This is a genomic window from Streptomyces sp. NPDC092952 (genome assembly GCF_044754785.1).
Classification (GTDB): Bacteria; Actinomycetota; Actinomycetes; order Streptomycetales; family Streptomycetaceae; genus Streptomyces.
In genome coordinates this window covers 103,329-116,289 of sequence record NZ_JBIVPT010000018.1, presented here as the reverse complement: position 1 = coordinate 116,289, position 12,961 = coordinate 103,329, and the positions used below count along the sequence as shown (strand labels likewise).

Here is a 12,961-nt window from a genome sequence, read left to right as displayed (position 1 = left end):
GAACGGCCGCGCGCCCGGCGCCACCACAAAGGCGGAACCGGGCGCGTTGAAGGCGTTCTGCCGAAGGGTCAGCGGCCCTGCTGGGCCGGGACACCACGGGTGACCGGCTCGTCGTCGGCGGGAGCACCGGCGGCGGCGACCGCGGCACCGGTCAGCGTGGCCAGCATCTCGCGGACGTTGGTCAGCTGGGCGTTGATCGAGTCGCGGCGGTTGGTGAGCGCCGCGAGCTCGCGCTCCGATTCGCTGCGGATGCGGTCGGCCTTGGCGTTCGCGTCGGCCACGATGTCCTCGGACTGGCGCTGCGCGGTCTCCACCGTCTGACGGGCCCGGCGCTCGGCGTCCGTACGGAGCTTCTCGGCCTCCAGGCGGAGCTGCTCGGCGCGGTGCTCGATCTCGGCGAGGCGCTTCTCGGCCTTGGCCTGACGGGACGCGAGGTCGCGCTCCGACTGGTCACGGCGCTTGGCCAGGTTGGTCTCGAAGTCCGCGGCGGCCTGGGCGGCCTTGGCGCGGGTCTCCTCGAAGAGGGCATCCGCCTCCTCGCGCTTCTGCGCCGCGTCCTTCTGCGCCTCGGCGCGCAGCGAGCCGGCCTCACCCTTGGCCTTCTCGACGATCCGGACGCCCTCGTCCTCGGCCTTCGCCTTGCGCTCGGAGGCGAAGGTCTCGGCGTCGTTGCGCACCTGCTGGGCGGCGGACTCGGCGAGCTCGCGGTGCTGCTCGGCACCGCGACGGGCCTCCTCACGCAGGTCCTTCGCCTCCTCCTCGGCCAGGCGGAGGATCTTCTCGACACGGGCACCGAGACCGGCGTACGACGGCTCCGCGTCGCTCACCTGGGCCTGGGCGTTCTGCGTTTCGAGGTGGAGCTCCTCGATGCGCTTTTCCAGAGACGTGATGCGGGTCAGGGCACTATCACGGTCGGCGACGAGCTTGGTAATGCGGTCATCCACCTGACCGCGGTCGTATCCACGTCGCACGAGTTCGAAGCCGAAGGGGGAGGAAGGGTCGCTCATGGGGTTCCTGTCGGATGAGACCGGTGAGGTGTTATAGGGGGAATCCTAGGGGCCGAAACGGCGTGTCATCGAGTGGATGCCTTTTTGATCTGGAGAATGACACCTCTTTTGAGTGGCCGACCCCGGCATCCCTTGCCACCCGGAGGGCGGAACGGTCCTGCCGGGGGCAGCTGAACATCCCTCAGCTCTCCGACGACTTTCCACTCGATCGAGTGGAGGAACCGGCTCCGGCCTTGACGCCGCCGGAGGAACCGCCCGCGCCCTTGCCGCCGCTGGCCGGGGTCTCGAAGGACTCCAGCGCCTCCAGCACGTCCTGGACACGGGAGATCTCGGTGTTGATGTCCTCGCGGCGGCGCACCAGCAGATCCAGCTCGCGCCGGCCCTCGTCGACGATCCGCTTCGCCTCGACCTCGGCGTCGGCGTGCAGCTTCTCGGCCTCGCGGACCAGCGTGGCCTTCTTCTGCTCGGCCTCCTTCAGCAGCGACTCGGCCCGCTTCACCGCGGCGATCCGGACCTTGCTCGCCTCCGAATTGGCGTCCGCCAGCAGCTCCTTGGCCTTGGCCGCCGCCTCGTCGCGCTGCTCCGTCGCCGCCTTCATCAGGTTGTCGACGCGCTCGCCCGCCGTCTTCATCTGCTCGGCGGTCTCCCGCCGGGCCCGGTCGTGCAGCTCCTCGATCTCGCCCTCCAGGCGGGCCCGCAGCTCCTCGGCCCGCTCGCGGATCGCCGTGGCGTCCCGCCGCGCGCCGACCAGCAGCTCGTCCGCGTCCGTACGGGCCCGCTCCACCAGGGAGTTGCCCTCGACGGTCGCCTCCGACGCGATCCGCGCGGCCTCCTTGCGGGCCGCGCCGACCATCGTGTCGGACTGCTCCTCGGCCTCGGTGGCGACGCGCAGCGCCTCCTCGCGGGCCTTCTCGATGAGCTGGTCGGCCTGCTCGGCTGCGTCGGCCCGGCGCTTCGCCGCGGCCTCCCGCGCCTCGTCGAGCAGCCGGTCGGCCTCCTCGCGGGCCCCGGTGCGCAGCTGCTCGGCCGCCGCCTCCGCGTCGGTACGGACCCGCTCGGCCTCCTCGCGGGTGCGGGCCGCGTGCTCCTGGGCCGTGCCGACGGTGGCCGCCGCCTCCGCCCGCAGCCGCTCCGCCTCGTCCGCCGCTTCGCCGGACAGCCGGGCCGCCTGCTGGGTGGCCTCCTCGACCAGACCGGCCGCCTGCTGGGTGGCCTCCTCGACGAGCCGGGTGGCCTCGCCGGTCGCCTCGCCGACCAGCCGGTCGGCCTGGGTCGCGGCGTCGGAACGCATCCGGTTGGCGTCCTCGCGGGCCTCGGCACGGCTCCGCGAGGCGTCCTGCTCGGCCGAGGCCAGCGCGTCGGACGCCTCCGTACGCATCCGCTGGCTGTACTCGGCGGTGTCCGCCCGCAGCCGCTCCGACTCGGTGACCGCGTCGGCGACGGTCCGCTCGGCCGTGGCCCTCGCGGCGTCGGACTGCTCCCGCGCCTCCTCGCGGACCCGGGCCGCGTCCTCACCGGCGCGGTCCCGCTCGGCGTGCGCGTCGGCGCGGACCCGGTCCGCCTCCTCCTGCGCCTCGGACTTCGTCCGCTCCGCGGCGTGCTCGGCGGCCGAGCGCAGCCCGGCGATCTCCGCCTCGGCCTGCTCCTGGAGCCCGCTGACCGAATCCCGTACCTGCTGGGCGGTCTGCTCCGCCGTCGAGACCAGCTCGGTCGCGCGGGCGTCCGCCTCCTCGACCAGGCGCTGCGCCTCGGCCTGCGCCTCCTCGACCCGCTTGCGGGCGGAGGCCAGCAGCTCCTCGCTCTGCTCGCGGGCGCGCTCGCGCTCCTGGTTCGCCTCGGCGCGCGCCGCGTCCAGGGTCTCCGTGGCCTCCCGGCGGCGCCGGTTCGCCTCCTCCTGCGCGGCGGCCAGCGCCTCGGCGGCCTCCGTGCCCACCCGCTCCGCCGCGGCCGCGGCCTCGGCGCGCAGCCGGTCCGCCGCCTCCTGGGCCTCGGACTTGAGCCGCTCGGCCTCCGTCGCGGCCTCCGAACGCAGCCGTACGGCGACGGCCTCGCCCTCCGCCCGCGCCTGCGAGGCGTCCGAAGCCGCCTCGTCGCGCAGCCGCTCGGCCTCCGCCTCGGCCTGCTCGCGCAGCGCGCGGGCACGCTCGGCGGCCTCCGTGCGCAGCCGCTCGGTCTCCTCGCCGGTCTCCCGCCGCAGCCCCTCGGCCTCGGTACGGGCGTCGGTGAGCGTCTGCTCGGCGGTGGCGACCTTGGTCTCCGCCTCGGTGTGCAGCCGGGTCAGCTCCTCGGCCGCCTCCGACTGCCGGGCCGCGACCGCGCGCTCGGTCTCCTCGCGCAGCCCGGCCGCCGCCGCCTCGGCCGCGGCGGTGGTCGAGGCGGCCAGCTCCTCGGCCTCCTTGCGCACCTCCTCGGCCTCGGTACGGGCCCGCTCCAGGGCCTCCTCGGCCTGCTTGCGCAGTGCCCCGGCACGCTCGGCCGCCTCGGCGCGGACCCGCTCGCCCTCGGTGCCCGCCGTCGAGCGCAGCTCCTCCGCGTCCGCCTTCGCCTTGGCCAGCAGCTCCTCGGCGGTCTTCGCGCCCTCCTCGATCTGCTGGAGGGCCTCGCGGCGCGCCTCGCCGCGGATCCGCTCGCCCTCGGCGACCGCCTCGGAGCGCAGCTGCTCGGCCTCACCGCGCAGCCGCCGCGCCTCCTCCTGGAGCTCGACCGTCTTGGCCCGGTACTCCTTGGTGTCGTCCTTGGCCGCGCCCTTGAGCTGGTCGGCCTGCTCGGCGGCCTCGCCGCGCAGCCGGTCCGCCTCGGCCTCGGCCTCGCGGCGGATCCGCTCGGCCTCCTCGCCGGCCGCGCGGGTGGTGGCCCGCGCGTCCTCGGACGCCTTGGTCAGCACCTCCTCGGCGCTCCGGGCTGCCTTGGCGAGCTGGGCCGCGGCATCCTCGGCGGCGGCGGTACGGGCCTTCTCGGCGGCCTCGGACTTCAGCCGGTCCGCCTCGCCCCGGGCGTCGGCGAGCGCCTGCTCGGCCTCCGCCTTCAGGGCCTCGGCCTCCTTGGTGGCCTCGCCGACCAGCCGGGCGATCTCCGACCGGGCGGTACGCGTGCGCTGGTCGTTCTCCGACTCGGCGGCGGCCAGCCGCTTGACGGCGGCCTCCTTCGCCTCGGCGGTGACCTTCTCGGCCGCCAGCCGGGCCTCGCGCAGCCGGGTCTCGGCCTCCTGCATGCGCTGCTCGGCCGCCCGGCCCAGCTCGGCGGTCCGCTGTCGGGTCTGCTCGGTCTCCGCCGTCGTCGACGTACGCAGCTGCTCCGCGTGGCTGGTGGCCTCGCGGGCCTGGGTGGAGGCGGTGTCGAGGAGCCGCTCGGCCTCCTTGCGGGCGCGCAGCAGGATCGTCTCGGCCTCGGCGCGGGCGGCCTGCGCCTCGGAGCCGACCCGCTGCCGGGTCTCCTCCGCGAGCCGGGCCGCCTCGGCGCGGGCCGACGCCACGGACTGCTCGGCCTCCGCCCGGGACTCCTCCATCAGCCGGCGGGCCTGGGACTCCGTACGGGCCCGCAGCTGCTCGGCCCAGGCGACGTTCTCGTTGACGTGCGACTCGACGGTCTGACGGCGCTCGGCCAGCTCCTGGTCGAGCTGCTGGCGCCGCTGCACGGCCTCGTTGTGCAGCTCGGCCTGGAGCCGTGCCTGGTGCTCGGCGTGCTCCTGGAGGATCCGCTGCGTCTGCGCCCGGGCCTCGCGCAGCTCCCGCTCCGCGTCGGTCCGCAGCTGGTCCGCCTGGACCTGCGCGTTGCGGAGCATCTGCTCGGCCTGGTAGCCGAGGTCCGCGCCGTCGTACGCGGGACGGCTCGCGAGATTGCGCCGAGCCTCGTGCAGCTTGGCGCGCAAGACCTCGACCTGGTAACCGAGGTCCTCGGCGTGCTGGACGGCCTTCTCCCGGTCGGTCTTCAGCCGGTCCATCTCGGCCTCGAACCGCGAGAGATGGTCGTCTTCAGCTCGGTGGCTCTCCTGGCGTTCGTAGCCCCGCACTGCGCGGTCCCATCCTTCCCCGAGCTCTCAACTTCTTCCCGAGCTCTCACCTTCGTTCGAGCAGGGGATGACCCATTGAGCAGGGAAGACCCCAACCCTGGTCGCAATGAGCACCGCTCGCCGGCGAGCGGTCCCCCGGGGAATGGTGACAGACAAACGACGAGGACGCGGCGCGGCCCCGATCCGGCCCCGGCCCGGAACCGCCCACTCTACCGGGCCAGGTATCCGGAGGTCAGTGCTCCGCTGCGGACGTGACCAGTTCGGTGAGGACCCCGTGGCAGTCCTTGGGGTGCAGGAAGGTGATCCTGGAGCCCATCGAGCCGGTCCGGGGCTCGTCGTACAGGACCCGGACGCCCTTGCCCCGGACCGCCTCGGCGTCCCCGTCGACGTCCGCGGTCCCGAAGGCGATGTGGTGGACGCCCTCGCCGTTCTTCGCCAGCCACTTGCCCACGGCCGAGTCCTCCCTGGTCGGCTCCAGGAGCTGGAGGTAGGAGGCGCCCCCGTCGGACGTATCGTTGATCTTGAGCATGGCTTCCCGTACGCCCTGCTCCTCGTTGACCTCGGAGTGGAAGACCTCGAAGCCGTACGTCGAGCGGTAGAACTCGACGGTCCGGTCCAGGTCGAAACAGGCGATTCCGATGTGATCGATGCGCGTCAGCATGGAACCAGTGCAGCGCCGCGGCGATGGTTACGCAACGTGCGCGCCGTCACACCCGCTGCCGGATGACGGGCGGGGGACCGCTCAGTACATTCGGGTAAACCCTCGTTCACTTCTCACCCAAGGGGCGCTCCTCATGTCTGGAACGACCGACACCACCTCTGTGATCGTCGCGGGCGCGCGTACGCCCATGGGCCGCCTCCTCGGCTCGCTGAAGAGCTTCTCCGGCGCCGACCTCGGCGGTATCGCCATCAAGGCGGCGCTGGACCGGGCCGGCATCGGCGGCGACCAGGTCGAGTACGTGATCATGGGCCAGGTGCTCCAGGCGGGCGCGGGCCAGATCCCGGCCCGCCAGGCCGCGGTCAAGGCCGGCATCCCGATGAGCGTCCCCGCCCTCACCGTGAACAAGGTCTGCCTCTCCGGGCTCGACGCCATCGCCCTGGCCGACCAGCTCATCCGCGCGGGTGAGTTCGACGTGGTCGTCGCGGGCGGGCAGGAGTCCATGACCAACGCCCCGCACCTGCTCCCGAAGTCCCGCGAGGGCCACAAGTACGGCGCGATCGAGATGCTCGACGCGATGGCGTACGACGGGCTGACCGACGCCTTCGAGAACATCGCGATGGGCGAGTCCACCGAGAAGCACAACACCCGCCTCGGGCTGACCCGCGCCGACCAGGACGAGATCGCCGCGCTCTCCCACCAGCGGGCCGCCGCCGCCCAGAAGAACGGTGTCTTCGAGGCCGAGATCACCCCGGTCGAGATCCCGCAGCGCAAGGGCGACCCGGTCCTCTTCGCCAAGGACGAGGGCATCCGGCCGGAGACCACCGTGGAGTCCCTGGGCCGGCTGCGCCCGGCCTTCGCCAAGGACGGCACGATCACCGCCGGCACCTCCTCGCAGATCTCCGACGGCGCCGCCGCGGTCGTCGTCATGAGCAGGGCCAAGGCCGAGGAGCTGGGCCTGGACTGGATCGCCGAGATCGGCGCCCACGGCAATGTGGCCGGTCCGGACAACTCGCTCCAGTCGCAGCCGTCCAACGCGATCCTGCACGCCCTGAAGAAGGAGGGCCTGGGCGTCGGGGACCTGGACCTGATCGAGATCAACGAGGCCTTCGCGGCGGTCGCCGTCCAGTCCATGAAGGACCTCGGCGTCACCCCGGAGAAGGTCAACGTCAACGGCGGCGCCATCGCGCTCGGCCACCCGATCGGCATGTCCGGTGCCCGGGTCGTCCTGCACCTGGCGCTGGAGCTGAAGCGGCGCGGCGGCGGGGTCGGCGCGGCGGCGCTGTGCGGCGGCGGCGGTCAGGGCGACGCGCTGATCGTCCGCGTCCCGGGCAAGTAGCACGTAGCACGCAACGAGCGAACGGAGCGGTGATGGTGGACGTCCCCACCCTGGTGGAGCAGGCGCGCGCGGGCCGGCCGCGGGCCGTGGCCCGGCTGATCTCCCTGGTGGAGGGGGCGTCCCCACAGCTGCGCGAGGTGATGGCGGCGCTGGCGCCGCTGACCGGCAACGCCTACGTGGTCGGGCTGACCGGCTCGCCGGGGGTCGGCAAGTCGACGTCGACGTCGGCGCTGGTCTCGGCGTACCGCCGGGCCGGGAAGCGGGTCGGCGTCCTCGCCGTCGACCCCTCCTCGCCGTTCTCCGGCGGGGCGCTGCTCGGCGACCGGGTCCGGATGTCGGAGCACGCCTCCGACCCGGGCGTCTACATCCGCTCCATGGCCACCCGCGGCCATCTCGGCGGGCTCGCCTGGTCGGCGCCGCAGGCGATCCGGGTGCTGGACGCGGCCGGGTGCGAGGTGATCCTGGTCGAGACGGTCGGGGTCGGCCAGTCCGAGGTGGAGATCGCCTCCCAGGCCGACACCTCCGTCGTCCTCCTGGCGCCCGGCATGGGCGACGGCATCCAGGCGGCGAAGGCCGGAATCCTGGAGATCGGCGACGTGTACGTGGTCAACAAGGCCGACCGGGACGGCGCGGACGCCACCGCCCGCGAGCTCAACCACATGCTGGGCCTCGGCGAGGCGCGCGGCCCCGGCGACTGGCGGCCGCCCATCGTCAAGACGGTCGCCGCCCGCGGCCAGGGCATCGACGAGGTCGTCGAGGCGCTGGAGAAGCACCGGGCCTGGATGGAGGAGCACGGCGTGCTCGCCGAGCGGCGCCGGGCCCGCGCCGCCCGCGAGGTCGAGACCATCGCCGTCACCCGGCTCCGCGAACGCATCGGCGACCTGCACGGCGACCGCCATCTCGGCGCGCTCGCCGAACGCATCGTGGCCGGCGGCCTCGACCCGTACGCGGCCGCCGACGAACTGGTGGCGGGGCTCACCGCAGGGTCCTGATCCCGGGGCGCTGTCCGGCGGTTCACGGCGGTACGCGGGTCTGACGTGTCCGTGGCAGGATGACCGCCGGACCGGACCGGCACCCGCGCGGTGCCCGCCGGTCCCCGCGCACGACGGGGGGAGAGGCGCATGCTGGGGCCGTTGCGGGAGGACTCGCCGAGACGGATCGGCCCGTACACGGTACGGGCCAGACTCGGCGCGGGCGGCATGGGCGAGGTCTTCCTCGGCACCCGGGACGGCGGCGGCGAACCGGCCGCGGTCAAGACCGTCCGCCGCGACGTGGCCAAGGACCCCGGTTTCCGCACCCGCTTCCGCCGCGAGATCGCCGTCGCCCGCTCCGTCACCGGCCCGCACCTCGCCCCGCTGCTCGACGGCGACGCCGACGCCGAGGTGCCCTGGCTCGCCGCCGGCTACGTCGCCGGGCCGACCCTCTCCGCCGCCGTCCGCCGGGCCGGGGCGATGGACGAGGCCGGGGTGCGGATGCTCGGCGCCGCCCTGGCCCGCGCCCTGGCCGCCGTCCACACGGCCGGGATCGTCCACCGCGACGTGAAGCCCGGCAACGTGATGCTCGCGGCGGACGGGCCGCGCCTCATCGACTTCGGGATCGCCCGCGACGCCGGGGCCGCCCCGCTCACCACCACCAGCCGCATGGTCGGCAGCCCGTCCTTCATGTCCCCGGAGCACGTGGCGGGCAGCGGGCGCGTGGTGCCCGCCTCGGACGTGTTCTGCCTCGCCTCGGTGCTCTGCTTCGCCGTCACCGGACGGGACCCCTTCGGGGACGGGCCGGTCGCCGCCGTGCTCTACCGGGTCAAGTACGTCGAGGCCGATCTCGACGGGGTGCCGGACGCGCTCCGCGCCGTGCTGGAGCGCTGCCTGACCGCCGACCCGGCCGCCCGCCCGGACGCCGCCGCGCTCGCCGGGCTGCTCGACCCCGGCGCGGCCGGGGCGTGGCCGGCCGGGGTGGCGGGCCACATCGCCGAGTACGGGCGCGAACTGGCCCGGGTCATCGCCCTGCCCGGCCCCCTGCTCCCCGGCTACACCCCGACCGAGGCGACCCCCGACAGCCGCCCCTCGTTCCACCGGCTCCCCACCGCCGGGGCCGCCGCCCCGGCCCCGTACCCGCCCGGCACCCCCGATGTGCACGGCGCCCCGACCCAGGGCCCCGGACCCGCCGCCGGCACCACCCGCCCCCCGGAGCCGCGCCGCGCCCGCCGCCTCGCCCTCGCGCTGGCCGCGCTGCTCGTGGCGGGCGCGGCCGGCGGGGGGTACCTGGTCTGGCGGGGCGGCCGGGGCGCCACCGAAGCGGCGGGCCCCGACAGGGCCCCGGCCGGGCACGGCCGGATCGTCGCGGGCATCGGCGTGACGGGCGGCCCGGACGCCTCGGGCACCGTCCCCTACGGCCGCGGCACCCGCCCCGACGGCTGGACGAAGCCGTGGCGGGGGAAGTTCACCGGCGCGCCGATCGGCTGCTCCGCCGGGCGCTCCGTACTGGTCTGCCGGAAGGCGGACGGCACGTACGAGGCCCTGTCGGCGGCGGACGGGCACCGGATGTGGACGCTGGACACGGGGGAGACCTCGAAGGTGGCGGGCTACGGGCCGACCGGGCAGTTCTTCATGCCCGCCCACTCCACCCTCCCCACCGTGTACGACGACACCGTGCTGCTCGCCGCGGGCGAACGGCTCCAGGCGCTGGACGCCCGGACCGGGAAGGTCCGCTGGGAGGTCCGCGGCGGCGGCGCGCACAACCTGGCCAGCGCCCCGATGGTCGTCGACGGCCTGGTCCTGGCCGCCACCACCTGGTCGGCCGAGGGTGCCGAGCTCGCCGCGTACGACCTGCGGACCGGCGAGCGGAAGTGGCACGAGCCGCTGGCCCCGCAGGTGGTCGCCAAGGGCGGGCAGGGCAACCTCTGGCCGGTCGCCACCGACGGCACGGTGGTCTACGCGATCAGCACGGCGGGGCCGAAGGCGTTCCGTGCCGAGGACGGCACGGAGCTGGGCACGGCGGGCGGCGACGGCACGTCCTGCGGGGAGCTGGGTCTGCGCGGCCGGTCCGCCTACTGCTCCGTCGCGCGCCCCGGCTCGGACGGCTCCGGCCTCGGCACCGACACCGTCGTGGTGCGGCTGGACGCGGCCACGCTGAAGGAGGAGGGCCGGATCCCGCTGGCCTCCGGGCTCGCCCTGGAGACCACCGTCACCGCGCTCGACGACCGGGTGGCGGTCCTGCGCCGGGGCAACCCGTATGTACCGGCCGCGCCCGACGAGATCGTCGTCGTCGGCCGCGACGACGGCCGGGTCCTGCACCGCTTCCCGCTCGCCCTGAAGGCGGACGGGGGCCGGAGCAACGCGGTCTCCGACCCGCTGATCGTCGCCGGCACGGTCGTCTGGGCGGACAGCACGACGCTGTACACCGTCCCGGTCAGCTCCGACGGGACCCTCGGCGACCTGGTCCGCACCCGCCTCGCGGGCGCCCCCGGACCGGTCCCGGCCCCCACGTACGACAAGGCCGACGGCGTCCAGCTCGACAAGGAACCGAACAACCCGCAGGTGCTGCCGGTCGGCGGCGTCGTCCAGATCGTGTACGGCGACGGCACCACGCTCTCCGTGCCGCTGCCCCGGTGAAGGCGTGAGGGGAACCACGAGTGATCGAGCCGCTTCCGCCCGGCAGGGCCCGGCTGATCGGCCCCTACCAGCTCCTCGGGCTGCTGGGCGCCGGAGGCATGGGCGAGGTGTACCTGGCCCGCCCGGCCGGTGCCCCGGACCCGTACGGGGGCCTGGTCGCGCTGAAGACCGTCCGGGCCGACCTCGATCTCGACGACGGCTTCCGGGCCCGGTTCCGGCGGGAGATCACGGCGGCGGGCGCGGTGCGCTCCCCGCACACCGCGGCGCTGGTCGGCGGTGACGCGAACGGGCGGCTGCCCTGGCTGGCGACCGAGTACGTCCCCGGCCCCTCCCTCGCGGAGGCGGTGGTCCGGGGCGGCCCGCTGCCCGAGTCGGTGGTCCGCGCGGTGGGCGCGGGGCTGGCCCGCGCCCTGGCCGACATGCACGCGGTCCGGGTACTCCACCGCGACCTGAAACCGGGCAACGTCCTGCTCGGTACCGCCGGGCCGAAGGTGATCGACTTCGGGATCGCCCAGGCCTTCGACGCCACCCGGCTGACCCGGACCGGCGTGGTCGTGGGCAGTCCCGGCTACATCTCGCCGGAGCACGTCAACGGCTCCCGGGCGCTCGTCCCCGCCTCGGACGTCTTCTGCCTGGGCGCGGTGCTGGCCTTCGCGGCGACCGGGCGCGGGCCGTTCGACGACCCCGACATGGCCGCCGTGATCTTCCGGATCGCCCAGGGCGAGGCCGAACTCTCCGGGGTGCCGCCCCGGCTGCGCGCGGTGGTCGAGGAGTGCCTGCGCGCCGACCCCGCGGCCCGGCCCGCCCCCGGGGAACTGGCCGAGCTGCTGCTGCCGGGGGGCGTGCCGGACGGGCGGTTCCCCTGGCCGGAGGCGGTACGGAACCAGCTCGACGCCCATGCGGCGGGGGCGCGCGACGCGGCCCGGACGGCGGCCCCGGCCGCCGCCGCACCTCCGGCCCCGGCCGCTGCTCCGGGCTTCGGCCCCGCCCTCGCGCCGACCCCGGTGCCGGACCCGGTGACGGTACGGGACGAGCCGGGGCGGCGGCGGGGAGCGCGGATCGCCTGGGCGGCCGCGGCCGCGGCCGTGGTGGTGTGCGGGGCACTGGGAGCGGTGCTGCTGCCGGGGCTCTTCGCCGACGACGGCGGGGACGCGGCGGCCGGGCCGAGCGCCTCCGCCTCCGCCCCGGGGGCGGTACGGACGGCGACCGGGCCCGTCGTCGTCCCCGGCGCCGACCCTGGGCACACCGGGGACTTCGGCGCGGCCGGTGCGGACATCGCCGGGAAACCGGCGGGGTGGCGGGCCTGGAGGACCCGGATCGGGGACGGCCCGGTGGCCTGCGTACAGGCGGGGGCCACGCTGGTCTGCGGCGGCCCGCAGCGGGTGACCGCGCTCGACGCGGCGACCGGCGGGCGGCGCTGGCGGACCGCCCCGGCCGGCGGCCCGGCCGCGGTGGGCGGCGTTCTCGGCACCACCGTCTACGCCTTCGAGGGCGGCGCCCTGGTGGCGCGCGGCCTCGCCGACGGCGCCGAGAAGTGGCGCGAGCCGCTGCCCTCCGGCACCCGGGCCACCGCCTCCGTCCTGTCGGACGGGGTGCTGTACTACGCGGTCCGGTCCACCGGCACGGGCGTCCCCCGCCTCCTCGCCCACCGCCTCACCGGCGGCCACCGGACCGTCTGGGACAAGCCGTGGAACGACCGGTCCAGCACGGCGGAACTCGCCCTCGCCGACGGCAGGCTCGTCGCTGCCGGCGCCGGGATCACCGTCCTGAAGAGCGCCGACGGCGCCCCGCTGGCCACGGTCGCCCCGGGTGCCGTCACCTGCCGGACCCCCGTCCTGACGGGCAAGGACCTCCTCTGCTCCGGCCCGGACGGGCTGACCGTCGTCGATGTCACCCACCCGGACAGCCGTCGGTCCTACGCCCCCGGCGTGGACATCGCCTACCGGCCCGCCGTGTCCCGGGACGGCACGGTCGTGATCGGCGACACGAAGCGGGTGCGCGCCCTCCGGCTCTCCGACGGCGGCCCGGTCTGGTCGACGGAGGACCTGGGCGAGGGGCTGGAGACCGCGGGCGCCCCGGCCCTGGCCGGCGACCGGGTCGTCGTCCTCGGCGGACAGGGGGCCGAGGCCCTCGACCTGGCGGCGCCCGCCACCGGGAACGCGGAGAGCCGGGGCTCCAAGCAGTACACGGGCTGGCCCGCGCCACCGGGCGACCGGGTCGACCCGGCCACGGTCTCGGTGATCGCCCAGGGCGACGTGCTGTTCCTGGGCTTCGCCGACGGCACGGTCCTCTCCGGCAACGCGCCCTGAGACGGCCCCGGGACGGACCACGGCCGGC

7 protein-coding genes are annotated in these 12,961 nt (G+C 75.5%); 4 read left to right on the top strand and 3 right to left on the bottom strand.

Features of this window, described 5'->3' with window-relative positions; translation table 11 throughout:
• Positions 1 to 68: 68 nt before the first annotated feature.
• The 3 genes from ACIQGQ_RS30760 to mce form a co-directional block, all read right to left on the bottom strand.
• Positions 69 to 1,007 (bottom strand): cellulose-binding protein, encoded by a 939-nt coding sequence (locus ACIQGQ_RS30760; RefSeq protein ID WP_366297405.1) that lies wholly within the window; start codon positions 1,005 to 1,007, stop codon positions 69 to 71.
• A gap of 181 nt (positions 1,008 to 1,188) precedes the next feature.
• Positions 1,189 to 5,016, bottom strand: a complete 3,828-nt coding sequence (gene scy / locus ACIQGQ_RS30755; RefSeq protein ID WP_402401869.1) for a polarized growth protein Scy — start codon at positions 5,014 to 5,016, stop codon at positions 1,189 to 1,191.
• Positions 5,017 to 5,248: 232 nt separating this feature from the next.
• Positions 5,249 to 5,677: a methylmalonyl-CoA epimerase gene (gene mce, locus ACIQGQ_RS30750; protein ID WP_402401866.1), complete on the bottom strand. Its 429-nt coding sequence runs from the start codon at positions 5,675 to 5,677 to the stop codon at positions 5,249 to 5,251.
• Positions 5,678 to 5,810: 133 nt separating this feature from the next.
• Between mce and ACIQGQ_RS30745 the strand changes: the two genes are divergently transcribed.
• The 4 genes from ACIQGQ_RS30745 to ACIQGQ_RS30730 all read left to right on the top strand — a co-directional run bounded on the left by ACIQGQ_RS30745 (position 5,811) and on the right by ACIQGQ_RS30730 (position 12,933).
• Positions 5,811 to 7,013, top strand: a complete 1,203-nt coding sequence (locus ACIQGQ_RS30745; protein WP_402401864.1) for an acetyl-CoA C-acetyltransferase — start codon at positions 5,811 to 5,813, stop codon at positions 7,011 to 7,013.
• 32 nt (positions 7,014 to 7,045) lie between these two features.
• A complete protein-coding gene (gene meaB / locus ACIQGQ_RS30740) occupies positions 7,046 to 8,005 on the top strand; it encodes a methylmalonyl Co-A mutase-associated GTPase MeaB (protein ID WP_376684919.1) in 960 nt (319 codons plus the stop codon).
• A gap of 129 nt (positions 8,006 to 8,134) precedes the next feature.
• A complete protein-coding gene (locus ACIQGQ_RS30735; RefSeq protein WP_402401860.1) occupies positions 8,135 to 10,624 on the top strand; it encodes a protein kinase in 2,490 nt (829 codons plus the stop codon).
• A 20-nt stretch (positions 10,625 to 10,644) separates the two neighbouring features.
• A complete protein-coding gene (locus ACIQGQ_RS30730) occupies positions 10,645 to 12,933 on the top strand; it encodes a protein kinase (protein ID WP_402401857.1) in 2,289 nt (762 codons plus the stop codon).
• Positions 12,934 to 12,961: the final 28 nt, after the last annotated feature.